Consider the following 25,017-nt stretch of genomic DNA (forward strand, 5'->3'; position numbering starts at 1 on the left):
ATCGATTCTTTGCAGCAGGTTATAGAGAATTCAGCACGCTCGAAACCCTGTTTCACACGGTCGATACGGGCTAACATTGCGTGGCAGTGCAGACAATCTGTCCGCTCGGGAGGGAGCACCATGGCGAGGCCCAAGCGGCAGGAGGAGCGTCGCAGCCAGCTGGTGGCGGCGGCGCAGCGCGCGATCGCGGCGCACGGCCCCGACGGGGCGCGGCTCAACCGCGTGGCCGAAGAGGCGGGGCTCACGTCCGGCGCGGTGCTCTACTACTACCCCGACATCGACGAGCTCATGTTCGAGGCGAACCGTGCCGGCATGGAACGCTTCTACGAGGGGCGCGTCCGCATGCTCGAGAGCCTGCCCGACGACCCGGTCGTGCGCCTCGTCGCCCTCATCGACTCCGGCCTGCCGAGCGGCTCCGACGACACCGAGGTGCGCCTGCTCTGCGAGCTCGGCGGATCGGCCGGCCGCAACCCGCTCATGGCCTCGCTGCTCACCACGCTCTACGACCGCCAGGTCGGCATGTACCAGGTCGTGCTCGAGCAGGGCGCGGCGCGCGGCCTCTTCGCCCTCGCGCAGCCGACGCTCGTGATCGCGCGGAACCTCGTCGCCCTGGAGGACGCGTACGGCTATCGCATCGTCGCCAAGCACCCGACGCTCGACCGCGCCGCGGCGGCCGAGCTCCTGCGCGAGTACGCGCGCCTGGCGACGGGTCACGCGCTGACGTCCTGAGGCTCCGCGGCATCCGTCACCGGGATCGCGGTCGTCGGGATCGTCGTCCCGAACGACGGCGGCTGCGACGGGTCGCGCGGCACGGCCGTCGCCCGCCCGAACGTCACGCCGACCTCGGCGTCGCGCGCGAGGCGCGTCGCACCGTGCACGCTCGCGAGGATCGGCGCAGGCAGACCCGGCACCTCGACCGAGATCGTCGAGGCGCCGCCGAGGAAGTACGTGTCGACGACCGTGCCGCGCAGGCCTCCGGAGACGTCGGCGCCGACCTTGACGTCCTCCGGACGCACAACGGCGGTCGCGGGCGACCCGGCGGTGAGCGCGTGCGACGCGCGCACGAGCCCCATCCCGGGAACGGCCACGCCGTCGGCGGTCGCGTCGCCGTCGAGGAGGTTCGCGGTGCCGATGAACGCGGCCACGAACCGCGACACGGGCTCGGCGTAGAGCTCCTGCGGGGTCGCGAGCTGCTCGAGGCGACCCTCGTTGAGCACCGCGATGCGGTCGGCCATCGACATGGCCTCCTCCTGGTCGTGCGTCACGACGACGAAGGTGAGTCCGACCTCGTGCTGGAGGCGCTTGAGCTCGAGCTGCATCGAGGCGCGGACCTGGCGGTCGAGCGCCGAGAGCGGCTCGTCGAGCAGCAGCAGCTTCGGCCGCTTGATGATCGCGCGAGCCAGCGCGACGCGTTGCCGCTGCCCGCCCGAGAGTTGCGACGGCCGGCGCTTGGCGAGATGCCCGAGCCGGACGACCTCCATGACCTCTCCGACACGCGTGCGGATCTCGGCACGGCTGACGCCCTCGGCCTCGAGCCCGTACGCGATGTTCTTCTCGACCGAGAGGTGCGGGAACAGCGCGTAGCTCTGGAACATCATGTTCACCGGCCGCTTGTGGGCGGGCAGGCCCAGCAGGTCGAGCCCGTCGACCGTGATCCGTCCGGCGGCGGGCGTCTCGAAACCGGCGATCGAGCGCAGCAGGGTCGTCTTGCCGCAACCGGACGGGCCGAGCAGCGCGAAGAACTCGTTGTGCGCGATGTCGAGCGAGATGTCGTGCAGGGCGACGGTGTCGCCGTACACGGCGCGGACGCCGTCGACGCGGAGCAGGGGTTCGGCGGTCGGTTCGGCGTTCATCGGGTGGTTCCTGTCAGTCGGGTGAGGCGCTGCGCCGAGATCACCGCGACGATGCTCACGAGCAGCAGGAGGGTGGCGAGGGCGTTCACCTCGGGCGTGACGCCGAAGCGCACCATGGAGTAGATGACGATCGGCAGGGTCGGCTGCGTCGGAGCGGTCGTGAAGAACGCGATGACGAACTCGTCGAGCGAGAGCGTGAAGGCGAGGAGCGCGCCCGCGAGGATGCCCGGCGCGAGTTGGGGCAGCGTGATCCGGAGGAACGTCTTCGCGGGACCCATGCCGAGGTCGCGCGAGGCCTCCTCGAGGCTGGGGTCGAGGTTCGCCATCCGCGCGAGCACGATCGCCGTGACGAACGCCGTCGCGAAGACCCCGTGCGCGAGGATCACCGAGTGCAGCCCGAGCGTGACGCTCAGCAGGGAGAAGAACGTGAGCAGCCCGATGCCGAGCAGCAGGTCGGGCAGGATCGCGGGCGCGATCGCGAACGCCCGGATGAGCCCCCCGCGCGTGTAGTGGTGGATGCCGTAGGCGAGCAGCGTGCCGAGCACGGTCGCGATGAGCGTCGCCCCGGTCGCCACGATGAGCGTGTTCACGAGCCCCTGCATCATGGCCGCGTCGGCGAAGAGCTCGGGGTACCAGCGCAGCGAGAAGCCGGTCCAGACGAACAGGTTGCGCGACTCGTTGAAGCTCATCACGACGACGACGAGGATCGGCAGGTAGAGGAAGACGTACCCGAGCCAGAGGGGCACGAGGATGCCGCGGGGCCGGCCGCGGCGCGCCGGTCGCGTGCGCGGCGCGCCCGTGCCATCCGTCCTCGCGGGTGCGGTCGCGTCAGCCATGTCGCGGCCCTTCGTTCAGGCGCCGCGTCACCGCGGCCTGGACCACGATGACGACGATGAGCAGCATCGTGAGCACCAGCGCGAGCGTCGCACCGAAGGGCCAGTCGCGGGCTTCGAAGAACTGGTCGCGCACGAGGTTGCCGATCATGATCGTCTTGCCGCCGCCGATGAGCTCGGGGATCACGAAGTTCGACATCGCGGGCACGAACACGAAGATGCACCCCGTCAGCGCGCCCGGGAGCGAGAGCGGCAGCGTGACGGTGCGGAACGCGCGCCACGGCGAGGCGCCGAGGTTCGTGGCGGCCTCGCGGAGCGCGGGGTCGAGCTGCTGCAGCGACGCGTAGAGCGGCAGCACCATGAGCGGGAGGTACATGTAGAGGAGTCCGACGACGATGGCCTGCGGCGTGTAGAGCATCGCGATCGGGTCGTCCGTCAGACCGAGCGCCTGGAGCCACTGGTTGACGAAGCCCGCGTTGTTGAGCAGCAGGATCCACGCGTAGGTGCGGATCAGGAAGTTCGTCCAGAACGGCAGGACCACCGCGATGAGCGCGATCGTGCGCCACTTCGGCGAGAGCCCGGCGATGGCGTACGCCATCGGGTAGCCGATGAGCAGGGCGAGCAGCGTGACGACGAGCGCGAGGCCGATCGACTGCAGGATGACGCCGACGTAGAGCGGTTCTGCGAGCTTGGCCCAGTTGTCGAGCGTGAACTCGAACACGAGGCCGCCGAAGCGGCCGCGACGGAAGAAGGTGTAGAACGCCAGCAGCCCGACCGGGATCGCCATGAAGACGATGAGGAAGAGCAGGCCGGGCGCGAGGAACGGTGCGGCGGCGAGCCCCCGCCGGGCGCGCTGGGCGCGCACGGCGGGGGTCGCCTGGTCGGTCGTGGTGGTCACGGCGCTCCGGCTCAGTTGGTGGCGAGGACCTCGGCGTTCAGGTCGACGTACTTCAGCGAGTCCTCGCCGAGGTCGACGATCACCTCCTGCTCGAAGAGCTCGTCGACCGTGATGCCGAGCGTCGGGTACGACTCGACGAGCGCCGGGTCGAGCGCCTCCATGGCGACCTGGTTCGGCACCTTGTAGAGGATGTTCTCGGCGACCCAGGTCTGCACCTCGGGGTCGAGGATGTAGTTGATGAAGGCCATCGCGGCCTCCTTGTTCTCCGAGCTCTTCAGCACGGTCATCGTGTCGACCCAGAGGTCGGCGCCCTCCTCGGGCACGACGAACTCGATCTCGGGATTCTCGGCGATGCCGTAGTTGCACCAGCCGTCCCACGCCTCGACCATCGCGGCCTCGCCGGAGACGAGCTTCGAGTAGAAGGTCGTGTCGTCGTAGGCGAGCAGCGTCGGCTTCGTCTCGATGAGCTGGGCCTTGGCCTCCTCGAGTTCGGCGTCGTCGGTCGTGTTCAGCGAGTGCCCGGCGGCCTTCAGCGCGGGCATCGAGAGCCAGCGGTCGGTCGAGAGCATCGTGGTCTTGCCCTCGAGCTCGGGGACGGGGTTCAGGAGGTCGTTCCAGGAGGTCGGCTCGAAGCCGGTCAGGTCGGGCCGGTAGCAGAGGCCCGTGGTGCCCCACGCGTACGGCTCCGAGTAGACGTTGCCCGGGTCGTAGTCGAGCTCGAGCGCCTCGGGGTAGAGGTTGGACTCGTTGGGCACGAGTTCCTTGTCGAGTTCCTGCAGCAGGCCCTGCTCGGCGAGCGCCTGCGCGTACTGGCCCGACACGAAAGCGACGTCGATGCCCGGGTCGGAGCTCGCGGTGAGCTTCGCGACGACGTCCTCGTTGGTCGTGTGGTTCACGATCGTCGTCTTCACGCCGGTCTCGGCCTCGAACTGCTCGGCGAGGTCCTCGGGGTAGTAGTCGGCCCAGATCGAGACGGTGAGCGTCTGCTCCGAGATGTCGGCGGTGCGGTCGATGTCGGAGCCGTCGCCGCTGTCGCCGCCGGCGCAGGACGTCAGTGCGAGCACGACTGCAGCGGTGCCGGCCGCTGCGGTGGAGATGCGACGCATGGTGGGCATGAGGTACCTCCTGGGGACGTCGGAAAGGTTGAGGAATTGTTGCACCGGGCATCAAGAAACCGCAATGGTTTTCGGGACGCTCTAGAGCCGGTTTTGCACAGTTGTTACAATCCGAATTCAATGAACTCGTTGCTCCGGGGCGAGCGGCCCGAGATCGCCGGCCGCGCGCTGTCGGTCGCGCCCGGAGGCGAGGTCGCGCTCGACGGCTCCCGACCGGCTGCGGGCGACGGCATCGCACGCGAACTCGCGCGACTGGTCGATCCGAGCGTGCCGGCGGATGCCGCGGAGCGGGCGATCGCGGTCGACCAAACGAACACGTCGGTCATCGTCGGCGAGCGCCTGGTCGTGAAGGTCGTGGGCCGCTGGGCGGCGGCCGATCGCGCGGCGCACCTGCTCGAGCGGCTGGCCGAGGCGGGGTCGACGGATGTCGCCGGCTACGCCGGCCGCGTCGACTGGCGGCATCCGTCGTTCGGCACGTCGACGCTCGCGATCGTCACCGAGTACCTGCCCGGCGCGCAGGACGGCTGGGACTGGGCGGTCGACGACGTGGTCGCGCTGCTCGCGGGCACGGGCAGCGAGCCGGACTTCCCCGCGGCGCTCGGCGCAACGGTGGCGCGACTGCACGACATGCTCGGCGCGGACGCCGTGGCCGCCCCCGCCCCGGCTCCGGCCGAGCGCGCGGAGCGCGCGCGCACGGCGCTCGACGCCGCACTCGAAGCGACCCGCCGCTCGGGCGGACCGACGGCCGCGCGACTGGCGAACCGTGCCGAGGCACTGCGCCGCGACATCCGCTCGCTCGGGGCCGCGGCGCCCGGCCTCGCCTTCGACCTGCACGGCGACCTGCACGTCGGACAGGTGCTGCGCTCCACCGGGACGCCGCCGCGCTACACCGTGATCGACTTCGACGGCGACCCGCAGCTCGAGGCCGCCGAGCGGGGGCGCACGGATGCCGCGGCTCGCGACGTGGCGCACCTGCTCGTGTCCCTCGACCTCGTCGCGGCAGTGGCGCAGAAGCGGATCGGACGCGTCGAGCCGGCCGCATTCGCATGGGCCGACCGCGCGCGCCGCTCGCTGCTCGACGCCTACCGTGCGACCCTCGTGCGAGGAGAGCTGTTCGACCCCGCGCTCCTGCCCGGGCTCGAGGGTGAGCAACTGGCCGCCGAACTCACGTACGCCGACCGGTACCTCCCGCGCTGGGCCTACGCACCCGATGCCGCGATCACGCACCGCTACCCCTCGACCGACGAGCTTCCGGAGGACCCGTGGACACCGCCGCCTTTCGAGCCGACCTCGACCTGATCCCCGAGTCGCTCGGCCGACTCGCCGATGCACTCGATGCGGGCCTCGCGGGCCTCGACCGGCTCGCGCTGCTCGGCGCCTCACGGGTGCTCGTCGTCGGCATGGGGTCGAGCCGCTACGCCGCCGAGGTCGTCGCCCGTCGCTTCCGCGCCGTCGGCGCGAACGTGCTCGTGGAGCTCGCGAGCGTGGAGCTGCTCCCGCCCGCGGCCCACGACCTCGTCGTCGTCGCGGTCTCCGCGACGGGCGGGAGCGTCGAGGTGCTCCGCGCGATCGAGCGCTACCGCGGCACGGGCCGGCTCGTCGCGATCACGAACCGGGAGGAGTCGCCGCTCGCCGAGGCCGCCGACGTCGTGGTGCCGCTCGGCGCCGGCGTCGAAGCGTCGGGCGTCGCGTGCCGCACGTTCCGGGCGACGTTCGCCGTGCTCGACGAGGTGCTCGCCGAGCTCCTCGGCACGGCGCCCGCCGCGCGGTTCGACGCGGTGGCGGTGCGACGCGCGGCCGACGCGAATGCCGCGCTGCTGGAGTCATCCGCCGACTGGCTCGACCCGCTCGCCGACCTGCTCACCGGTCCCGACGGGACGTGGACGCTCGCGCCCGCCGAGCGCCTCTCGAGCGCCCAGCAGTCGGCGCTCATGCTGCGCGAGGTGCCCCGCCTCGGCGCGTTCGCGTCGGAGACCGGCGACTGGTCGCACGTCGACGTCTACCTCACGAAGACGCAGGACTACCGCGCGCTCGTGTTCGCCGGTTCCGCGTGGGACACCCAAGCACTCGACTGGATGCACCGGCGTGGCTCGCGCTTCGCCGCCGTCGGCGGGGCGCTCGACGGCGCAGAACTCACCGTCCGCTACCCGGGCGACGACGATCCGACCGTCGCCGCGCTCGCCGACACGCTGCTCGGCGAACTCGTCGCCGACCGTCGACGCACCGTGCCGGCGCCGCACACCCGCTCGGCGGGCTGAGCGTCCCGCCCGGTCGACCGGACGCGCTCGCCGCTCAACCGACCACCAGGGCGAGGAGCGGCCGCAGCCGCAGCCAGGGCCACGCCTCCTCCGAGTTGGCGAGCAGCACGGCTGCGCGCCCGGCACGCTGGTCGGCGAGCACCGCTGCCGTGAACCCCTCGGCCGAGCCCGTGATGTAGACGACGTCGCCGTCGTCGGAGGAGATGCGCTCCCAGAAGAGTCCGACCTCGATCTGCGGCCACCGGGTGGCGGCGACCGGGTCGAGGGCGGCGCTGTCGGCGAAGGGGCCGTCGACGATCGCCCGCGCGAGCGCGACCGCGTCGTCGAGCGTGACCACGGCGCCGACCGCGGGCGCATACGCCCCGGCCCCTCTCGCGGCGACCCGTTCGCCCTGCCGGTCGTGACCCTGCGCGAGTCCGTCGGGCAGCAGGTCGCCCGACTCCACCACCAGCGCGTCCGACATCCCGGCGGGCGCGAACACCCGTTCCGCGAGGAGGTCGGCGTACCTCGTGCCGGTCGCCGCCGCGAGCGACTGACCGACGAGCGCGCTGTCGAAATCGCTCGGGTTGTACTCGAGCTCGGGCACGAGGTCGAGCGAGGCGACCCGCGCGAGCAGGGCGTCGAGGCCGCCCCGGTCGAGGGCCCGCTCGCCGGGCGCTGCGGCCGGCTCGTACGCCTCCGGCCCGAGCGGGTCCTGCGGGAGCCCCGCCCGATGGGTCGCGAGGCGTCGGAGCGACAGCCCGGCGGCCGGCGCGTCCCCCAGGTCCAGGTACGCCGACACGGGGTCGTCGATCGCGACCTCGCCGCGGTCGATCGAGTCGGCCAGGAGCAGGCCGGTGAGCGCGCTCGTCGCGCCGCCGAAGCCGAACCGCGTGCCCGCATCGGCGGAGACGAACGCGGTCCGGACCTCGTCCGCCTCGATGAGGGCGATCGCGACGCGGTCCCGGGCGTTCGTGTACTGCACGCGCACGACGGAGAGCAGTTCCTCGTCGCCGGTGAGGAGCTGATCGTACGGCGGGCCCGAGACGCATCCGCTCATCGCCCCGATCGCGACCGCCGCGACGACAGCGGCTGCGACGTGCCGGTGCGAATGCGGATGCCGGGGCGCCACGCGGTGCGCGGCCATACGGCGCATGCTACTCGCCGTCCCTGAGCCCGGCGCGGGGCTACGCTCGCACGCATGGCCTACGACGTCGCCCGCATCCGATCCTGGTTCCCTGCACTTCGGCACGGCTGGGCGCTCTTCGACGGCCCGGGCGGCACGCAGGCGCCGAGACAGGTCGGCGACGCGATCGCCGCGACACTCACGGGCCCGCTCTCGAACCGCGGGCGGCTCGGCGAATCGGCGCAGCGAGCGGATGCCGCGGTCGCGGCGTTCCGGGCGGCGGTCGCCGACCTCACGGGCGCCGACCCGCGCGGTGTCGTGCACGGCCGGAGCGCGACCCAGCTCGTCTACGACTTCTCGCGTCACCTGTCGACGGGCTGGGGTCCGGGCGACGAGGTCGTGGTCACCCGGCTCGACCACGACGCGAACGTGCGCCCGTGGGTGCAGGCGGCCGAGCGCGCGGGCGCGACCGTGCGGTGGGTCGCATTCGACCCGGCGACCGGCGAACTCCCGGTCGACGCCGTGGCATCCGCCCTCACCCAGCGCACCCGGCTCGTCGCCGTGACGGCCGCGTCGAACCTCATCGGCACGATGCCCGACGTGCCCGCGATCGCCGCGGCCGTGCACGCCGTCGGCGCCCTGCTCTTCGTCGACGGCGTGCACTCCGCCGCCCACGAGCTGCCCGACCTCGGCGAGCTCGGCGCCGACTTCCTCACCTGCTCGCCGTACAAGTTCCTCGGCCCGCACTGCGGGCTGCTCGTCGCCGACCCGGCGCTCCTCGAGACGATCACGCCCGACAAGCTGCTGCCCGCGACCGACGTGGTGCCCGAGCGGTTCGAGTTCGGCACGCTGCCGTACGAACTCCTCGCGGGCGTGACGGCGGCGGTCGACGTGCTCGCCTCGCTCGCCGAGCCGGCCGACCGGCCCGCCGGCGATGCCGGCGGCGGCACCGGCACTGCGACGGATGCCCCCGACTCGCGCCGCACGCGCCTCGCCGCGTCGTACGCCGCACTGCACGAGCACGAGTCCCGTCTGCTCGCCCGCCTCGAATCGGCGCTCGCCGACCTGCCCGGCACGACCGTGCACTCGCGCGCCTCGCTGCGCACCCCCACCCTGCTCGCGACCTTCGCCGGCCACGAGGCATCCGCCGTCTCGGAGGCCCTCGCGGCCGACCGCGTGCTCGCACCGAGCGGGAACTTCTACGCCCTCGAGGCGTCGCGGCACCTCGGACTCGGCGACGACGGCGGACTGCGCATCGGGCTCGCGCCCTACACGGACGACGACGATGTCGAGCGGCTCATCGCGGGCCTCCGCCGCGCCGTCACCTGATCGGCTGCCGGACGGGACCGCGACGAACCGGGGCGTTTCCTCCGCAGAACCCGCGGCGGGCAATAGTCTGGGCGCATGACCCCCGCCGAAGCCGGCGCCGAACTGCGCCGACTGCACGTCGACGACGAGCTGCTCCAGGTCGTCAACGTGTGGGATGCGGTGAGCGCGACCGCCGTCGCCGCGCTCCCCGAAACCCGGGCGCTCGCGACCGCGAGCCACTCGATCGCCGCCGCCTTCGGGTACCCGGATGGCGAGCACATCCCGGTCGAGCTCATGCTCGACATGGTCGGGCGCATCGCGCGCGCCGTCGACGTGCCCGTCAGCGCCGACCTCGAGGCCGGCTACGGCGACGCGGGCGAGACGATCCGGCGTGCGATCGGCGAGGGCGTCGTCGGCGCGAACCTCGAGGACCAGCTGAAGCCCCTCGCCGACTCGGTGCGCTCCGTCGAGGCGGCCGTCGCCGCGGCCGACGCCGAGGGCGTCCCGTTCGCGCTCAACGCGCGCACCGACGCCTGGCTCCGCGGCAAGGACCGGCCCCGCGAGGTATGGATCGCCGACGCGGTCGAGCGCGGGCGCGCCTACCTCGACGCGGGTGCGACGTGCGTGTTCGTGCCCGGGAACTTCGGCGAGGACGTCGTCACCGAACTGGTCGAGGGCATCGGATGGCGGAAGGTGAGCCTGATCGGGCTGCCGGACGTCCCGCCGCCCGACCGGCTCGCCGAACTCGGCGTCGCACGCATCTCCTACGGGCCGTACCCGCAGCGCGTCACGCTCGGCGCACTGCAGGACCTCGCGACCATGCTGTACGGCGGCGGCGTGCTGCCGCGCGGCATCCGCCCGCTGAACTAGACCCGCCGGCACCGCCGACCGGACCGAACACCGAGAGGATCGCGCATGGGCGATGGGACCACCATCGAGATCACCGGACTCACGAAGCGCTTCGGCGCCGTCACCGCGGTCGACGACCTGACCTTCACGGTCGAACCGGGCCGCGTGACCGGCTTCCTCGGGCCGAACGGCGCCGGGAAGACGACGACGCTCCGCACGCTGCTCGGCCTCGAGCGTCCGACGGCCGGCACCGCGACCTTCGGCGGCACCGTCTACCGCGACCTGAAGCGGCCGCTCGAGACGGTCGGTGCGGCCCTCGACGCGGCCTTCCATCCGGGACGGACGGCCCGCAACCACCTGCGCGTCACGGCGACCGCCGCCGGCATCCGTTCATCACGGGTCGATCAGGTGCTCGAGCAGGTCGGCATGTCGGAGTTCGCGAGCCGACGCGTCGGCGGGTTCTCGCTCGGCATGCGGCAGCGACTGGCGCTCGCGACCACACTGCTCGGCGATCCCCGCGTCCTGGTGCTCGACGAGCCGATCAACGGGTTGGATCCCGAGGGCATCAAGTGGATCCGCGGGTTCCTCCAGTCGCTCGCCCGCGAGGGCCGCACCGTGCTCGTGAGCTCGCACCTCCTGAGCGAGGTGCAGCAGTCGGTCGACGAGGTCGTCATCATCTCGCGCGGGCGGCTCGTGCGGACGGGTCCGCTGTCGAGCCTCGAACTCGACGCCTCGCCGCGGACCGTCGTGGATTCGCCCGACCGGGCGCGGCTCGCCGCCGCACTCGACCAGGCCGGGCTCGAGTACACGGAGGGGCGCGGCGGGCTCATCGTCGTCGAGCCGGATCCCGGCATCGTCGGGCACGCGGCGTTCGTGGGCGGTGTCGAACTGAGTTCGCTGCACCGGCTGAAGTCGGGGCTCGAGGAGTCGTTCCTGGCCCTCGTCGGCGAGGGTGAGGGTGAGGCGTGATGTCGATCGTCCGTTCCGTCGGCGCGGAGTTCCAGAAGGTCCTCACCACCCGCATGTGGTGGCTGCTCGCGATCGTGCTCGTGGGGTACGTCGCGATGATGGCGGGCGGCTTCGGTGCATTCCTCGGGTGGGCCACGCAGAATCCGGATGCCGCGGCGGCGGCGGGCGGGAACACGGGAATCCCGCCCGGGGTCGACCTCGCACCGCTGCTCTACAGCTTCGCCTCCTCGATCGGGTACGTGTTCCCCGTCCTCCTCGGGGCCCTCGCGGTGACGACGGAGTTCCGCCACCGCACGCTCACGACGACGTTCCTCGCCGAACCGCACCGCACCACGGTGCTCTCCGGCAAGTTCGCCTCGCAGCTCGTCGTCGGCGCGGTCTTCGGCGTCATCGGCTTCGCCACGTCGGTCGGCGCAGGCGCCGCCGCCCTCGCCGCCTTCGACCTCGACACCGGCCTCGACTCGAGCGACACGTGGGCGCTGATCGGCCGCGGCATCCTCGCCATGGCCCTCTGGGGGGCGATCGGCGTCGGCCTCGGCGCGCTCGTGCCGAACCAGGTCGCGGCGATCGTGATCGTCATCGCGTTCACGCAGTTCTTCGAGCCCGTGCTCCGGCTCGTGTCCTCGCTCAACGACGTCACGGCATCGATCGGGCGGTTCCTGCCCGGCGCCGCGAGCGATGCGCTCGTCGGCGCCTCGTTCTACAGCGTGGCCTCGCTCGGCGCCAGCGACTCGCTCGAGTGGTGGCAGGGCGGACTCGTGCTGCTCGGCATCGCCGTCGTGACGACGATCATCGGCGGGGCGACGACGTGGCGCCGCGACGTATCGTGACGGACCGCCGCGGGCGTAGCATCCGTCCATGAGCGTGATCGCGATCGTCGGAAGTGTCGTGGTGGTGCTCGCCGCCCTGCTGCACGTCGTCATCTTCGTGCTCGAGAGCGTCCGCTGGATGCAGCCGTCGACGTGGCGCGTGTTCGGCGTGCGCGACCGCGAGCAGGCGGAGGTGCTCCGCCCGATGGCCTACAACCAGGGGTTCTACAATCTGTTCCTCGCGATCGGGGCGCTCGCGGGCATCTGGCTGCTCTGGACCGATCTCCCGCGAGTCGGGCTCACGCTGGCGCTGTTCACCACGGCGTGCATGGCCGCGGCAGCCGTGGTGCTGACGACGACGGGTCGCGGGTACCTTCGCGCGGCGCTCGTGCAGGGCACGCTGCCGCTGCTCGGGTTCGTGCTGCTGCTGATCGCCTGAGGCGGGCCGGCCGGCCGGCGGCTGCGCGGTCGCGCGCGGCGTCAGTCGCCGCTCGTCTCCTCCTGCGCGAAGTCGTCGGCATCGACCCGCGCCCCGGCGGGCTCGGGGTCGTCGTCGTTCGGCGCGCCGACCTTGAGCTTGTCGATCAGCTCGGTGGCCCGGCTGGTGCTCAGGACGAGCCGGCCGAACTCGCCGTCCGAGAGCTCGAGCACGACCGCCTGGCGCTTGCCCTTCACGAGCACGAAGTCGCTGCCGGTGTGCGTCTTCCAGACCCCGACGGCGATGACGAGCGGCACCTCGGTGCCGCGGCGCCGGATGCCTCTGATCCAGATCCACGGGTCGTCGGTGATGATGGCCGAGCGGATGTCGTCGCGCTGCACGATCACGTCGGCGCTGCGCAGCGCGAGCGACTTCTCGGCCGGCGTGAGGTGGACCTCGAGCCGATCGTTGTGGACGCGCAGGTTGGCCATGGATTCCATCCTGCCCGAGGCCGCCGTCACGGGCGTCGTCGACGCTCCACAAACGCGGGATCGGTTCCGTGCACGGAACCTCTCAGTGCGCGGTCTTCACGTTTCTCAGGAGCCGCACCCGGAAATCGCACGTTTCTCAGGAAGACGCGCCGCCGAAAACGGCGACACGCCGAAAAACTCCTGAGAAAGGTGGGTTACGACGGGGGGCGGGCGGATGCCGCGGCGCGGGCCGCCGCCGGGAGCGCGTCGAGGATGCGCGAGACCGCGGCGTCGTCGTGCGCGGCGGTGACGAACCACGCCTCGAAGACGCTCGGCGGAAGCGAGATGCCGGCGTCGAGCATCGCGTGGAAGAACGGGGCGTAGCGCCACGACTCCTGCGAGAGCACGGTCGCGTAGTCGTGCGCCCCGTCCGCGACGGACTCACCGAAGAGGAAGCTGAACAGGTTGCCCGCGACCTGCACGCCGTGCGCGACGCCCTCGGCCGAGAGCGCGGCCGACACCTCGCGCCGGAGCAGCGCGCTCACCTCATCGAGCCGCGCGTAGACCGCGTCGTCGGCGAGCCGCAGCGTCGTGACGCCCGCGGCGACCGCGACCGGGTTCCCCGAGAGCGTGCCCGCCTGGTAGACCGGGCCGAGCGGCGCGAGGCGCTCCATGATCTCGGCGCGGCCGCCGAGCGCGGCGACGGGCATGCCGCCGCCGACGACCTTGCCGAACGTGATGAGGTCGGGCGTGTACGCGGCATCCGTCTCGGCCTCGAGACCCCACCAGCCGGCCTTCGAGACGCGGAAGCCGGTGAGCACCTCGTCGCTGATGACGAGCGCGCCGTGCGCGTGCGCGAGCTCGACGAGCGCGCGGTTGAAGCCCGGCAGCGGCGGCACGACGCCCATGTTCGCGGCGGCGGCCTCGGTGATGACGGCCGCGATGCGGTCGCCGTGCTCGGCGAACACCGCGGCGAGCGCGTCGAGGTCGTTGTACGGCACCACGAGCGTGAGCGCGGCGACCTCGGCGGGCACGCCCGCGGAACCGGGCAGCGCGAACGTCGCGAGGCCCGATCCCGCCTCGGCGAGCAGGCCGTCGGAGTGGCCGTGGTAGTGGCCGGCGAACTTCACGAGCAGGTCGCGTCCGGTGAAGCCGCGGGCGAGACGGATGGCGCTCATCGTCGCCTCCGTCCCGGTCGACACGAGCCGCAGCTTCTCGACCGGCGCCACGCGCTGCTCGATGAGCTCGGCGAGCTCGGTCTCCACGGGCGTCGATGCTCCGAAGGAGAGGCCGCGAGCCGCGGCATCCTGCACCGCCGCGATCACCTCGGGGTGCGCGTGACCGAGGATGGCGGGACCCCAGCCAGCGACGAGGTCGACGTACTCGCGCCCCTCGGCGTCGGTGACGTACGGGCCGCGCGCCGAGACGAGGAAGCGCGGCGTGCCGCCCACCGAGCGGAACGCGCGCACGGGCGAGTTCACCCCGCCCGGGATCGCGGCCTGCGCGCGGGCGAAGAGGTCGGCGTTCGTCGCTCCCGCTGATCGAGTAGGACGCGGAGCGCCCTCACCCTCCGCTGATCGAGTAGGACGCGGAGCGCCCGTATCGAGATCCGTCATCAGTCGATCCCCTCCCGGATCCATCCGGCGAGCTCGGTCGCCCAGTAGGTCAGCACGGCGTCGGCGCCGGCACGGCGGATGCCGCGCACCGACTCGACCACGGCGCGGCGGCGGTCGATCCATCCGTGCATCGCGGCGGCCTCGATCATCGAGTACTCGCCCGACACCTGGTACGCCCACACCGGCACGTCGCTTGCGGCGGCGACGTCCGACAGCACGTCGAGGTAGGAGCCGGCGGGCTTGACCATCACGACGTCGGCGCCCTCGTCGATGTCGATCATGGCCTCGCGGAGGCCCTCGCGCCGATTGCCCGGGTCGAGCTGGTACGTGCGACGGTCGCCCTCGAGGGTCGACTCGACCGCGTCGCGGAACGGCCCGTAGAAGGCCGAGGCGTACTTCGCCGAGTAGGCGAGGATCGCGGTGTGCGTGAAGCCGGCATCGTCGAGCGCGTCGCGCACCGCGGCGACCTGGCCGTCCATCATGCCCGACAGGCCGAGCAGCTGAGATCCGGATGCCGCCTGCACGAGCGCCATCTCGCGATACCGCTCGAGCGTCGCGTCGTTGTCGACCCGGCCGAGCGCGTCGAGCACGCCGCAGTGGCCGTGGTCGGTGAACTCGTCGAGGCACAGGTCGGTCTGCACGACGAGTGCGTCGCCCACCTCGTCGGCGACCACGCGGGTCGCGACGTTGAGGATGCCGTTCGGGTCGACACCGCACGTGCCCGTGGCGTCGCGGGTCTCGGGAACGCCGAACAGCATCACGCCGCCGACACCCGCGGCCGCGGCATCCGTCACCGCCTGCTTCACGGAGTCGAGCGAGTGCTGCACGACGCCCGGCATCGACGCGATCGGCATCGGCTCGGTCACGCCCTCGCGGACGAAGATCGGCAGCACGAGCTCGGCGGGGTCGAGGCGGGTCTCGGACACGAGGCGGCGCAGGGCCGGCGTCTCACGCAGGCGCCGGGGCCGCACGCGGGGGGCGGGTGCGGAAGTCACCCGGCAAGCCTACGCGCGCGCGGCTGTGCGCCCGGTGGGCGGGCGTGCGCAGCGGGGTCGTTTCACGTCAGGTCGGACGGGCAGGCCGCGGCCGGATGACGCGATGCGACCCCCCGGCGATGGCGCGGGGCGGGCGGATGCGACGGGGCGGGCGAATGGCGCGGGCGCGTCAGGCGCTCGCGAGCGCCGAGTTCACGACGGCGTCGATGAGCGACTCCGCGCTCCGCTCGGCCGCGATCACGTCGACGCGGAGGCCGAAGGCCGCGGCATCCTTCTGCGTCTGCGGGCCGATGGCGGCGACGAGCGTCTTCTCGGGCACCGGGCCGAGCTGCGCCTGCACCTGCTCGGCGACGCTGCCCGACGTCACGAGGATCGCGTCGACCTTGCCGGCGCGCACGTCGTCGACGACCTTCTGCGCGACCGGGACGCCGACCGTGCGGTAGGCGACGACGGCCTCGACGTGGTGGCCGATGCGCTCGAGGCCGACCGAGAGCACCTGCTTCGCGATCGCCGAACGGAGGGCGAGCACGCGCAGCGGCACGACGCCCTCGGTCGCGGCCTCCCACTCCTCGAGGAGCCCGCGCGCGGAGTTCTCCTCACTCGGGACGATGTCGGCGCGGTAGCCGGCGGCGACGAGGGCGGCCGCGGTGGTCTCGCCCACCGCGGCGACCTTCGTCGAATCCGGGATGACCGCGCCGTACGAGGACAGCACGTCGACCGTCGTCGCACTCGTGACCGTGACCCAGTCGAAGCCGCCCGCGGCGAGCTTCGCGAGCGCCGCCTCGAGCGCGGGCTGGTCGTCGGTCGGCGCGAAGTTGATCATCGGCGCGATGACCGGGGAGGCGCCACGGGCCCGGAGTGATGCGGCGACGGAGTCGCCCCAGGGCCCACCGCGGGGCACGAGCACGCGCCAACCTGCGAGCGGCTTGGAGCCATCGGCTCCGGGCAGGTTGATCGCGCCGGTCATCGGTTCGAATTCGGTCACGGCGACTCCTGGGCAGGTGCGAGGTCGGCGGCGCCGTTGCCGAGGAGGTCCGCGACGACGCGGGATGCGACGTCGCGTGCCGCGTCCGCCAGGTCGGCGGCCGAGCGGCTGTCGGGGGTCGCAGCGTGCGAACTGGTCAACTGCCGCGTCCCGTCGGCACTGTACACCGTCGCCGTGAGGAACAGAAGTTCGTCCTCCACGAACGCCGTGGCCCCGACCGGGGCCGCGCAGCCGGCCTCGAGGCCGGCGAGCACGAGGCGTTCGGCGAGCACCGTGGCACGGGTCGTGACGTGGTCGACGGCGTCGAGGCCGCGCTCGAGCGCCCGCGATCCTCGCTCGTTCCTGACCTCGAGCGCGAGCGCGCCCTGGCCCGGGGCGGTCGGCCAGTCGCTGAGTGCGAAGTGCTCCGTCGCGGCATCCGCCCGCCCCAGTCGGCCGAGGCCCGCGGCCGCGAGCATGACCGCGTCGAGCTCGCCCTGCTCGACGAACCCCAGGCGCGTGTCGATGTTGCCGCGCACGTCGACCGCGACCACGTCGGGCCGCGCCGCGGCGAGCTGGGCGATGCGGCGGGGCGAGCCCGTGCCGATGCGCGCGCCCTCCGGCAGGTCGGCGAGCGCGAGCCCGTCGCGGGCGCAGAGCGCATCGCGCGCGTCGGCTCGCTTGGGCACCGCGCCGAGGCGGAGCTGCGGGTGGTCGGCGGTCGGGAGGTCCTTCAGCGAGTGCACGACCATGTCGCACTCGCCGGCGATGAGCGCCTCGCGCAGCGCGGCGGCGAACACACCCGTGCCGCCGATCGACTGCAGCGACGCGCGCGACGTGTCGCCCTGGGTAGTGACGGTGACGATCTCGATGTCGGCATCGGCGGCCTTGCCGAGCCGCTCGGCGATCTGCTTCGTCTGCGCGAGCGCGAGGGCGCTCCCCCTCGTCCCGACGCGGATCACGTCGCGCTGCGCCGCTGCCGCGGTCACGGCGCGATCCCCGCGAGGGCCGGCTTGAAGCCGCGGCGCACGTTCTCGCAGCACCCGGGGCGGCAGACGTCGTACCAGGGGCCGAGGTCGGTGACGTGCGCGCGCTCGGCGGCGGGCGTGCCGTTCACGCGCTCGAGCACGAGGTCGACGAGGCCGGCGACGTACGCCGGGTGCACGCCGGGCGTCGGCACGCGGACCGCCGCGAGGCCGTGCTCCTCGGCGGTCTCCATGGCCTCCTCGTCGAGGTCCCACATGACCTCCATGTGGTCGCTCACGAACCCGAGCGGCACGATCACGACGGCCCTGCGGCCCGCGGCGGGCAGCTCGGCGATCGCGTCGTTGACGTCGGGCTCGAGCCACGGCTGCGACGGGGGGCCCGAGCGCGACTGGTAGACGAGCTGCCAGGGCACGTCGCCCGCGCCTGCTTCGCGCATGACGACCTCGGCGACCGCCCGGTGCTGGGCCGCGTAGGCGCCGCCCTCGCCGAACCCGCGCTCCGCGGGACCCGACTTCTCCGCATCGGTCGTCGGGATCGAGTGGGTCGCGAACAGCACCTCGACGTCGGTGGCCGGGTCGAACGCCTCGTGGTCGGCCTCGAGCTTCGCGATGGCCTCGCGCACGCCCTCGACGAACGGCGCGACGAAGCCGGGGTGGTCGAAGAACTGGCGCACCTTGTCGATCTGCACGACACCGCCGAGCCCGGTGTCCTCGAGCGCGTCCGCGAAGTCCTCCCGGTACTGCCGGCAGCTCGAGTACGACGAGTAGGCGCTCGTAGCGATCGCGATGAGCTTCGTGAAGCCGCGGTCGCCCGCTTCGCGCAGCGCGTCGTTCAGGTACGGATCCCAGTTGCGGTTGCCCCAGAGCACCGGCAGCTCGATGCCGCGGCTCGCGAGTTCCGCCTCGAGCGCTGCCTTCAGCTCGCGGTTGTGCTCGTTGATCGGGCTCACGCCGCCGAAGTGGCGGTAGTGGTGCGCGACCTCCTCGAGACGCTCGTCGGGGATGCCGCGGCCGCGTGTGACGTTCCGGAGGAAGGGGATGACGTCGTCCTGCCCCTCGGGCCCGCCGAAGCCGGCGAGCAGGATCGCGTCGTACGCGACGGGCGACTCGACGTGCGCGGGGCCCGACTGCGCGGGCTCGGTCGCACCGGGCACGACGGCGCCGGGGGCGAGGGGGGCGGATGTCGCGGCCGCGGGCTTCACGCCACGGAAGGGGTGACCGGCGGTGGCGGCCTGTGCCCGCTCGGCCGATTCGGCGCCGGCACCGCCGAGGTTGGTCGCGGCCATTACTGCAGGACCTCCACGAGCTCGGCGGTCGTGATGCGGCGACCCGTGTAGAAGGGCAGCTCGTCGCGGACGTGCCTGCGCGCGTCGGTCGCCCGAAGGTCGCGCATCATGTCGACGAGGTCGGTCAGCTCGTCGGACTCCATCGGCAGGAGCCACTCGTAGTCGCCGAGCGAGAATGCGGAGACCGTGTTCGCGACGACGCCGCGGAACGCGGCGCCCTTGCGCCCGTGCTCGGCGAGCATCCGCCCGCGCTCCTCGGGGGCGAGCAGGTACCACTCGTAGCTGCGCACGAACGGGTAGACGGTGAGCCACGACTTCGGTTCGACTCCACGGAGGAAGCCGGGCACGTGCGCCTTGTTGAACTCGGCGTCGCGGTGCACGCCCATGGCGTTCCACGTCGGGAGGAGCGCACGCAGCAGTCGCGCGCGGCGCAGCTCGCGGAGCGCCCACTGGAGCCCCTCGGCGGTCGGACCGTGCAGCCACAGCATCACGTCGGCATCGGCCCGCAGACCCGACACGTCGTAGACGCCGCGCACCACGACGCCCTCGTCCTCGACGACGTTGATGACGCCGTCGAGTTCGTCGACGAATCGCGGCACGTCGCGGCCGTCGAGGTCGTCGGGTCGCGCCGGATCCTTGCGGAGCACGGCGAAGAGCGTGTAGCCCTCGGGCGAGGGGGTCGGGTCGGAATCGATGGCGCTCGCGGCTGCCCCTTCGGCAGCGGGGGAAGACATGCCACTATCCTCCCCCCGCAACCTGAAAGGTCAAAAAGGGCGTCGGAGGATGCCGCGCTCAGTACGCCGCGCGCTCGATCACGAACTCCGGGGTCTCGGCGAGCGAGCGTGCGACGACGCAGAACCGCTCGGTCCCCGTGCGGAGACGCTCGAGCGTCGCATCGTCGGCGTCGGTGTCGACGACCGCGGTGACGACGACGTCGAGCAGCCCGACGGGCACGTCGCGGCTCATGCCGAGCGTTCCGCGCGCATCGAACACGCCCTCGGCGCGCACTTCGGCCGAGCGGATCTCGAGGCCCATCGCGGTCGCCACCGACCGCAGGGTGACACCCGCGCATCCGACCAGCGCCTGCAGCAGCAGGTCGCCCGAGCACGCGTCGGATCCGTCGCCGCCCGTGGTGGGGTGCAGGCCCGTCCGCACCGGACCGGCCCAGCCCTGAACGGTCGCCGTGATGCCGGGCTCGGCGAACGTCGCGCGCGCGGCGACGGGGGCGATCGCGGTGTCGGGATCGGTGCGGTACTGGTCCTTGAGCGGCGCCTGCAGCGCCCGGAGTTCGGCCTGGTCCATGGCGACATCCTCGCGGCGCCGTCGCGCGGGCACAAACGCATGACGACGCCGGGGTCAGGGATGGAGGCGGGTGAATCGGAAGGCGGCGAAACCCTCGATCGGCAGGATCTCGGCCGATCCGAAGCCGGCCTCCCGCGCGTAGCGTTCCAGCGTCGCCGGTCGCATGACCGTCCCGGTGCCGGGGGTGGGCCGCTCAGTCGGTGAGCAGCCGGGTGGAGTGCTCGAGATGGGCGCGCATGGCCTCGGGCCCGCGCTCGAGGAGCTCGTCCAGCAGACGCCGGTGCTCCTCGACGAGGTCGGCGACGCTGGCGTGCCGCCGGATGTGGGCGACGAACAGCAGCATCTCGCTGCCGATCGCCGCGTGGGCTTCGATGATGCGGGGGCTGTCGGATGCCGCGACGAGCGCCGCGTGGTAGTCGGCGTGCGCGCGCTCGATGCCCCGCCACGCGGCATCCGTCGCGCCGCCCGGACCGCCGTCGCCGACCCGTTCCATGGCGTCGACCGCCGCACGGGCGGGTTCGAGCACGTCGTCCGGCAGCGTGCCGCCGAACCGCTGGAACGCGATGCGCAGCGCCTCGATCTCGAGCGCCGCGCGCAGTTGCTGGAGCGCGACGATCTCGCGCTCGTCGAAGCTCGTGACGCGGACGCCGCGGTACGGCTCCGCGACGGCGAGGCGCTCCGCGACGAGCCGCTGGAACGCGGCGCGCACGGTGTGCCGGGACACCCCGTGCCGCGCTGCCGCCGACTCCTCGCGAAGCGGGGTGCCGAGCGCGAGCTCGCCGCTCAGGATCTCGTCGCGCAGTTCCGCGGTGACGCGCTCGACGGCCGTGGAGGCCGCCGCCGCGTCGGCGCGGCGGGATTCAGCGGTCGAGGTTGGCACGCACCACGAGCCAGACCCCGACTCCGACGGCCGCCGCGACCCCGACGGCCAACGCGATCGCCGCGCCGGGTTGTTCGTCGGCGAAGCGCTGCATCCTGCGCTTCGCCCGCGCCGTCGCGCGCGCCGCGCGCTTGGGCACGTTGAGCTTCTCCTCCAGCGCGCTGAGCGTGCCGGCGAGTTGGTCGCGCGCGGCGCGTGCGTTGTCGTGGGCCTGCAGCCGCGTGAAGTTGCGCTGCTGCTTCCTGTCGAGCCGGACGACGTCAGTAGCCGCCATAGTCGCCCCTTCCGGTGATCGCGTCGATGTCCTGTCGGACGCTCTCGATGGTCTCGAGCGGTTCGCTGCCGCGACGGAAGCTCGCCAGCGCGATGCCGACGAGGATCGCGATGATGAGCAGCAGGATGCCCGAGACGGTCAGCGCCGCTGCCCAGCCGGGCATCACGAGCGAGAGCGCGAGGATGCCGGTCGCGATGAGCGTGCCGAGCAGGAAGATGCCGACGAACGCCGCGGCGATCACGAGCCCGGCGCCGATGCCGAAGTGCTTGGCCTTGTAGCTCAGCTCGGCCTTGATCTGGTCGATCTCGGCCTTGACGAGCGCCTGGATCTGGTCGGGCAGTTCACCGACCAGGGTGAACAGCGACCGGTCGTCGTTGAGTGGTGCAGCCATCGGGTGTCACCTCCGGTGGTCGGTCAGGACGAGGACGAGGACGAGCCGGATGAGCCCGAGGCCTTGGAACCCGATGCGCCGGACTTCGCCGAACCCGATCGGGTCGACGAGCCCGACCCCGAGGACTTCGACGCGGTCGATCCGGAACCGGACGACTTCGATGCCGAGGACTTCGAACCGCCCGACTTCGAGGTCGTCGATTTCGAGGTGGTCGACTTCGACGTCGATCCCGACCCGGTGGTCGTCGACCCCTCGGAGATCTGGCGCACCAGCTTCTTGGCGTTCTCGAGCACCGTGTCGCTCACGTCGCCGACACGCGCCATCGCGAAGTCCTTCGCGGTCTGCACGCCGTCTTGCACGGCGGGCTGGTTCCAGACGCCTTCGGCGGCCTTGCGGATCTGTTCGTAGCGTTCCCGTCCCGCCCTCGTGCCGAGCACGTAGCCCACACCGAGACCGACGACGAAGAGGATCTTGCCCTTCATGTGCACCCCATCCCCCGCTGCGGTTCTTCAGACAGCGTCACTCCAGCGTAGACCCCGGCCCGAGCGGCGCAAGGGGGTTGCCGGGCGATCCGGCCGATCGTATGCCGATCCGGCTATGCATCCTCGGCCGGACGGAGCGAGCGGCGGCGGATGCGCTCGGCGGCCTCGATCGCGTGCGGCACCACCGAGGCGAGGCCGGTTCCGGCGACCCAGGACCCGGCGAGCGCGAGGTCCTCGTCGTGCTCGATCGCGGCTTCGAGCGCCCGGACGCGATCGCGCTGGCCGACGGCGGCCTGCGAGAGCGCGTCGCGCCAGGCGGAGCGTCCGTGCGCGCGCAGCCGCGACGCGTCGAGTTCGACGCCGAGCAGGGCGGACGCGTCGCGCAACGCGAGCTCCGCGACGGCCTCGTCGTCCAGCCCTTCGAGAGGGCTCGCGACGCCGGCGCGGCCGTACGAGAGTCGGACCACGTGTCGACCGCCTGCGGACTCGGCGAGCCAGGGCCACTTCGCGCTCGAGTGCGTGAGCGCCTTCGCCGTCACGCCGGGCGTGCCGGCCGCGACGAGCACGCCCGTGCCGCGCGGTGCGGCATCGAGTTCGGGCGCGTCGAGCACGAGGGTGACGAGCTCGACGGATGCCGCGGCCGGCCAGTCCTCGGCGAGGGCGTCCGCGGGCGCGATGCCCTCGAGCAGTGCGCGCGAGACGTGGGCGGGCGTGGCGACGATCGCGAATCGCGCGTCGATCGTGAGGGATGCCGCGGCGCCGCCGTCGTCCGTGGGTTCGCCCCGCTGCGCGCCCGCCTCGGTCGGCACGGCCTCGCCGATCGCGCGCCACGTCGGTGCGGAGCCGTCCGCCTCGGCCGCGGAACGCCGCTCGAGCGCGGTCGCCCGGACACCCGTGCGGACCTCGGCACCGAACCGTGCGAGCTCTGCGGTGAGCGCATCGACCAAGGTGTGCATGCCGCCGCGGAGGCCGAGCACCGCGCCGCCGGCGCGGCGTGCCTCCACGAGTTGCGCGACCCCGCCCGAGAGCGAGCCGGCGCGGGTCATGGCCTCGTTGAGTCCCGGTGCGACGACGTCGACGTCGAGGTCGTCCGGGTCGGTCGAGTAGACGCCCGCCGAGATCGGCGTCACGAGCCGGTCGAGGACGGCGTCGCCCATGCGCTGGCGGACGAGCGGGCCGAGCCGCTCGGCGCGTCCGATCTTCAGGATCGGCGTGATGCGGTCGCGCCAGGCGCGCCACGCGCCGCCCCAGCCGATGATCGCACGGACGTCCTCGCCGAGCGGGTTCGCAGGGATCCCGAGCACGCCCGTCCGCGGCAGGCGGGCAGCGCGGCGTCCGCCGCGGTCGCCCCACACCAGCCACGCGCCGGCCGGGTTCGGCGACTCGACGGCGTCGGCGAGGCCGAGGCGCTCGACGAGCTTCGAGACGGAGTCGTTGCGGGTGGCGAACGATTCGGCGCCCGCGTCGAGCGCGAGGCCGTCGACCTCGATGCGGCCGACGCAGCCGCCGGGACGGTCGGACTGCTCGAGCACGCTGACGCCGAGGCCGAGGCGCGCGCACTCGAGCGCGGCGACGAGTCCGGCGACGCCGCCGCCGAGCACGACCACGTCGGTCGAGCGGTGGTCGGGTCTCGATACGCGTCCGACTTCGTCGGGCGCTACTCGACCACCGGAGGGAGCCGAGTCGGTCATCGTCCGGCCTCGTGCACGAGCTCGACGACGCGCGTGAGCACGGTCGGGTCGGCCTCGGGAGGCACGCCGTGGCCGAGGTTGAACACGTGCGACGGCGCCGACCTCCCGCGCTCGATCACGTCGCGCACCGCGCGCTCGAGAACGGGCCACGGAGCGGCGAGGAGCGCGGGGTCGAGGTTGCCCTGCAGCGGCACCCCCTCGCCGACGCGCAGCGCCGCGACGTCGAGGGGCACGCGGTAGTCGACGCCGACGACGTCGACCCCGACCGACTTCATGGCGCCGAGCAGCTCGCCCGTGCCGACGCCGAAGTGCACGACCGGGACCGCGTGGGTGCCCGCGGAGCCGGAGGCATCCGTCGTCTCGTAGGTGAGGTCGTGCACGTGCGTCAGCGCGGCGGCCGATGCGGGGGCGACGTGGGTCTCGTAGTCGGCGAGCGAGAGCGCACCGGCCCACGAGTCGAACAGCTGCGCCGCGGAGGCGCCCGCGAGCACCTGCGTACGGAGGAACCGGCCGGTGAGCTCGGCGGTCCAGTCCATGAGGGCGCGCCACGCGCCCGGGTCGGCGTGCATGAGCGTGCGCGCGGCGAGGTGGTCCTTCGAGGGGCCGCCCTCGGCGAGGTACGCGGCGAGGGTGAACGGCGCGCCCGCGAAGCCGATGAGCGGGGTCGAGGTCGGCGCGCCCGGCGCGGTGAGGGTCGCGAGCTCGGCGACCGTGCGCTGCACGGCCTCGGTGATCGGACCGGCGGTCTCGTCGAGGCGCGCAGGGTCGATCGAGGTGAGTTCGGCGACGCCCGCGGCATCCGCGTACGCCCGACCGAAGACGGGCCCGCGGCCCGGCTGGATCTCGACGTCGACGCCGACGAGCTTCAGCGGAACGACGATGTCGCTGAAGAAGATGCCCGCGTCCACCCCGTGGCGCCGGACGGGCTGCAGCGTGATCTCGGCCGCCATCGCGGGGTCGAGGCACGCGTCGAGCATGCGCGTGCCGACCCGGAGCTCCCGGTATTCGGGCAGTGACCGGCCGGCCTGCCGCATGAACCAGACCGGCAGGGTGTCGCTGCGGAGACCTCGGTAGGCGCGGATGAGGCGGGAGTCGTGCGTGAGGCCGGCGGCGAGCGGATGCTGCGGGGAGAGGTTCACCGTGACATCCTCCCCCATCCGGGCTGGACGGGCACTGGATCGGGCAGGGAGGCAGGCCTCGCCCACCGCACGGCTCGTGTTGGCCGATCGGAGAACTGGGGCTGGTGGCCGCGCTCCCACACCGCT

At 72.7% G+C, this 25,017-nt stretch carries 28 protein-coding genes; 9 read left to right on the forward strand and 19 right to left on the reverse strand.

The features are described from left to right. The first annotated feature begins 120 nt into the window (after positions 1-120). Positions 121-729, forward strand: coding sequence for a TetR/AcrR family transcriptional regulator (locus ACIQH8_RS15260; RefSeq protein WP_401000191.1), 609 nt, complete (start codon positions 121-123; stop codon positions 727-729). Here the strand turns inward: ACIQH8_RS15260 and ACIQH8_RS15265 are convergent. Genes ACIQH8_RS15265 through ACIQH8_RS15280 form a run of 4 tightly spaced genes read right to left on the reverse strand, consistent with a single transcriptional unit; the run spans position 711 to position 4,699 of the window. After that, positions 711-1,853, reverse strand: a complete 1,143-nt coding sequence (locus tag ACIQH8_RS15265; protein WP_401000193.1) for an ABC transporter ATP-binding protein — start codon at positions 1,851-1,853, stop codon at positions 711-713. The two genes, ACIQH8_RS15260 and ACIQH8_RS15265, sit on opposite strands and share 19 nt — an antisense overlap. Then, entirely contained in the window at positions 1,850-2,689 is an 840-nt protein-coding gene (locus ACIQH8_RS15270) for an ABC transporter permease (RefSeq protein ID WP_401000195.1), read from the reverse strand. The genes ACIQH8_RS15265 and ACIQH8_RS15270 overlap by 4 nt, the downstream gene beginning before the upstream one ends. Further along, on the reverse strand, positions 2,682-3,584 hold the full coding sequence (locus ACIQH8_RS15275) for an ABC transporter permease (RefSeq protein WP_401000197.1): 903 nt from the start codon (positions 3,582-3,584) through the stop codon (positions 2,682-2,684). The genes ACIQH8_RS15270 and ACIQH8_RS15275 overlap by 8 nt, the downstream gene beginning before the upstream one ends. An 11-nt stretch (positions 3,585-3,595) precedes the next feature. After that, positions 3,596-4,699 (reverse strand): spermidine/putrescine ABC transporter substrate-binding protein, encoded by a 1,104-nt coding sequence (locus ACIQH8_RS15280; protein WP_401000199.1) that lies wholly within the window; start codon positions 4,697-4,699, stop codon positions 3,596-3,598. 120 nt (positions 4,700-4,819) lie between these two features. On the opposite strand from ACIQH8_RS15280, the gene ACIQH8_RS15285 reads away from it, so the two are divergent. Continuing rightward, positions 4,820-5,998 carry a hypothetical protein gene (locus ACIQH8_RS15285; RefSeq protein ID WP_401000201.1) on the forward strand — a complete coding sequence of 393 codons (1,179 nt, stop codon included), beginning with the start codon at positions 4,820-4,822 and terminating at the stop codon, positions 5,996-5,998. Then, positions 5,962-6,957: an SIS domain-containing protein gene (locus ACIQH8_RS15290; protein ID WP_401000203.1), complete on the forward strand. Its 996-nt coding sequence runs from the start codon at positions 5,962-5,964 to the stop codon at positions 6,955-6,957. The genes ACIQH8_RS15285 and ACIQH8_RS15290 overlap by 37 nt, the downstream gene beginning before the upstream one ends. Positions 6,958-6,991: 34 nt before the next feature. On the opposite strand, the gene ACIQH8_RS15295 is transcribed toward ACIQH8_RS15290, so the two are convergent. Then, a complete protein-coding gene (locus tag ACIQH8_RS15295; RefSeq protein ID WP_401000205.1) occupies positions 6,992-8,083 on the reverse strand; it encodes a serine hydrolase domain-containing protein in 1,092 nt (363 codons plus the stop codon). Between the two features lie 54 nt (positions 8,084-8,137). On the opposite strand from ACIQH8_RS15295, the gene ACIQH8_RS15300 reads away from it, so the two are divergent. The 5 genes from ACIQH8_RS15300 to ACIQH8_RS15320 all read left to right on the forward strand — a co-directional run bounded on the left by ACIQH8_RS15300 (position 8,138) and on the right by ACIQH8_RS15320 (position 12,436). After that, a complete protein-coding gene (locus ACIQH8_RS15300) occupies positions 8,138-9,391 on the forward strand; it encodes a cysteine desulfurase-like protein (RefSeq protein ID WP_401000207.1) in 1,254 nt (417 codons plus the stop codon). Between the two features lie 75 nt (positions 9,392-9,466). After that, a complete protein-coding gene (locus tag ACIQH8_RS15305) occupies positions 9,467-10,240 on the forward strand; it encodes an isocitrate lyase/phosphoenolpyruvate mutase family protein (protein ID WP_401000209.1) in 774 nt (257 codons plus the stop codon). A 45-nt stretch (positions 10,241-10,285) separates the two neighbouring features. Further along, positions 10,286-11,188, forward strand: coding sequence for an ATP-binding cassette domain-containing protein (locus ACIQH8_RS15310; RefSeq protein WP_401000211.1), 903 nt, complete (start codon positions 10,286-10,288; stop codon positions 11,186-11,188). Then, complete coding sequence (locus ACIQH8_RS15315) at positions 11,188-12,018, forward strand: ABC transporter permease (RefSeq protein WP_401000213.1); 831 nt, start codon at positions 11,188-11,190, stop codon at positions 12,016-12,018. The genes ACIQH8_RS15310 and ACIQH8_RS15315 overlap by 1 nt, the downstream gene beginning before the upstream one ends. A gap of 28 nt (positions 12,019-12,046) precedes the next feature. After that, positions 12,047-12,436 carry a DUF1304 domain-containing protein gene (locus ACIQH8_RS15320; RefSeq protein WP_401000215.1) on the forward strand — a complete coding sequence of 130 codons (390 nt, stop codon included), beginning with the start codon at positions 12,047-12,049 and terminating at the stop codon, positions 12,434-12,436. Between the two features lie 41 nt (positions 12,437-12,477). Here ACIQH8_RS15320 and ACIQH8_RS15325 read toward each other — a convergent pair whose 3' ends face one another. Next, complete coding sequence (locus ACIQH8_RS15325) at positions 12,478-12,906, reverse strand: hypothetical protein (protein WP_401000217.1); 429 nt, start codon at positions 12,904-12,906, stop codon at positions 12,478-12,480. Here ACIQH8_RS15325 and ACIQH8_RS15330 point away from each other — a divergent pair. Next, positions 12,905-13,090 (forward strand): hypothetical protein, encoded by a 186-nt coding sequence (locus ACIQH8_RS15330; protein WP_401000219.1) that lies wholly within the window; start codon positions 12,905-12,907, stop codon positions 13,088-13,090. The genes ACIQH8_RS15325 and ACIQH8_RS15330 overlap by 2 nt on opposite strands. 10 nt (positions 13,091-13,100) lie before the next feature. On the opposite strand, the gene hemL is transcribed toward ACIQH8_RS15330, so the two are convergent. The 13 genes from hemL to hemE all read right to left on the reverse strand — a co-directional run bounded on the left by hemL (position 13,101) and on the right by hemE (position 24,909). After that, positions 13,101-14,501: a glutamate-1-semialdehyde 2,1-aminomutase gene (gene hemL, locus ACIQH8_RS15335; protein ID WP_401000221.1), complete on the reverse strand. Its 1,401-nt coding sequence runs from the start codon at positions 14,499-14,501 to the stop codon at positions 13,101-13,103. Further along, a complete protein-coding gene (gene hemB / locus ACIQH8_RS15340; protein ID WP_401000223.1) occupies positions 14,501-15,496 on the reverse strand; it encodes a porphobilinogen synthase in 996 nt (331 codons plus the stop codon). Before hemB ends, hemL begins: the two co-directional genes overlap by 1 nt. Before the next feature lie 169 nt (positions 15,497-15,665). Next, positions 15,666-16,463, reverse strand: a complete 798-nt coding sequence (locus ACIQH8_RS15345; RefSeq protein WP_401000772.1) for a uroporphyrinogen-III synthase — start codon at positions 16,461-16,463, stop codon at positions 15,666-15,668. A 14-nt stretch (positions 16,464-16,477) separates the two neighbouring features. Beyond that, a complete protein-coding gene (gene hemC / locus ACIQH8_RS15350) occupies positions 16,478-17,449 on the reverse strand; it encodes a hydroxymethylbilane synthase (RefSeq protein ID WP_401000225.1) in 972 nt (323 codons plus the stop codon). Next, positions 17,446-18,732: a ferrochelatase gene (locus tag ACIQH8_RS15355; protein ID WP_401000227.1), complete on the reverse strand. Its 1,287-nt coding sequence runs from the start codon at positions 18,730-18,732 to the stop codon at positions 17,446-17,448. Before ACIQH8_RS15355 ends, hemC begins: the two co-directional genes overlap by 4 nt. After that, positions 18,732-19,466: a hydrogen peroxide-dependent heme synthase gene (hemQ, locus tag ACIQH8_RS15360; RefSeq protein ID WP_401000229.1), complete on the reverse strand. Its 735-nt coding sequence runs from the start codon at positions 19,464-19,466 to the stop codon at positions 18,732-18,734. The genes ACIQH8_RS15355 and hemQ overlap by 1 nt, the downstream gene beginning before the upstream one ends. Before the next feature lie 58 nt (positions 19,467-19,524). Continuing rightward, positions 19,525-20,034 carry an OsmC family protein gene (locus tag ACIQH8_RS15365; RefSeq protein WP_401000231.1) on the reverse strand — a complete coding sequence of 170 codons (510 nt, stop codon included), beginning with the start codon at positions 20,032-20,034 and terminating at the stop codon, positions 19,525-19,527. Positions 20,035-20,227: 193 nt separating this feature from the next. Continuing rightward, positions 20,228-20,914, reverse strand: coding sequence for a GntR family transcriptional regulator (locus ACIQH8_RS15370; RefSeq protein WP_401000233.1), 687 nt, complete (start codon positions 20,912-20,914; stop codon positions 20,228-20,230). Beyond that, positions 20,895-21,188 carry a DUF3618 domain-containing protein gene (locus ACIQH8_RS15375; RefSeq protein WP_353815194.1) on the reverse strand — a complete coding sequence of 98 codons (294 nt, stop codon included), beginning with the start codon at positions 21,186-21,188 and terminating at the stop codon, positions 20,895-20,897. The genes ACIQH8_RS15370 and ACIQH8_RS15375 overlap by 20 nt, the downstream gene beginning before the upstream one ends. Continuing rightward, positions 21,175-21,579 carry a phage holin family protein gene (locus ACIQH8_RS15380; RefSeq protein ID WP_401000235.1) on the reverse strand — a complete coding sequence of 135 codons (405 nt, stop codon included), beginning with the start codon at positions 21,577-21,579 and terminating at the stop codon, positions 21,175-21,177. The genes ACIQH8_RS15375 and ACIQH8_RS15380 overlap by 14 nt, the downstream gene beginning before the upstream one ends. Before the next feature lie 23 nt (positions 21,580-21,602). After that, positions 21,603-22,061 (reverse strand): YtxH domain-containing protein, encoded by a 459-nt coding sequence (locus tag ACIQH8_RS15385; RefSeq protein WP_401000237.1) that lies wholly within the window; start codon positions 22,059-22,061, stop codon positions 21,603-21,605. Positions 22,062-22,174: 113 nt separating this feature from the next. Further along, a complete protein-coding gene (gene hemG / locus ACIQH8_RS15390) occupies positions 22,175-23,752 on the reverse strand; it encodes a protoporphyrinogen oxidase (protein WP_401000239.1) in 1,578 nt (525 codons plus the stop codon). Continuing rightward, positions 23,749-24,909, reverse strand: coding sequence for a uroporphyrinogen decarboxylase (gene hemE, locus ACIQH8_RS15395; protein ID WP_401000241.1), 1,161 nt, complete (start codon positions 24,907-24,909; stop codon positions 23,749-23,751). Before hemE ends, hemG begins: the two co-directional genes overlap by 4 nt. Positions 24,910-25,017 lie beyond the last annotated feature (108 nt).

It is taken from the genome of Agromyces sp. GXQ0307 (assembly GCF_044769845.1).
Lineage (GTDB): Bacteria > Actinomycetota > Actinomycetes > Actinomycetales > Microbacteriaceae > Agromyces.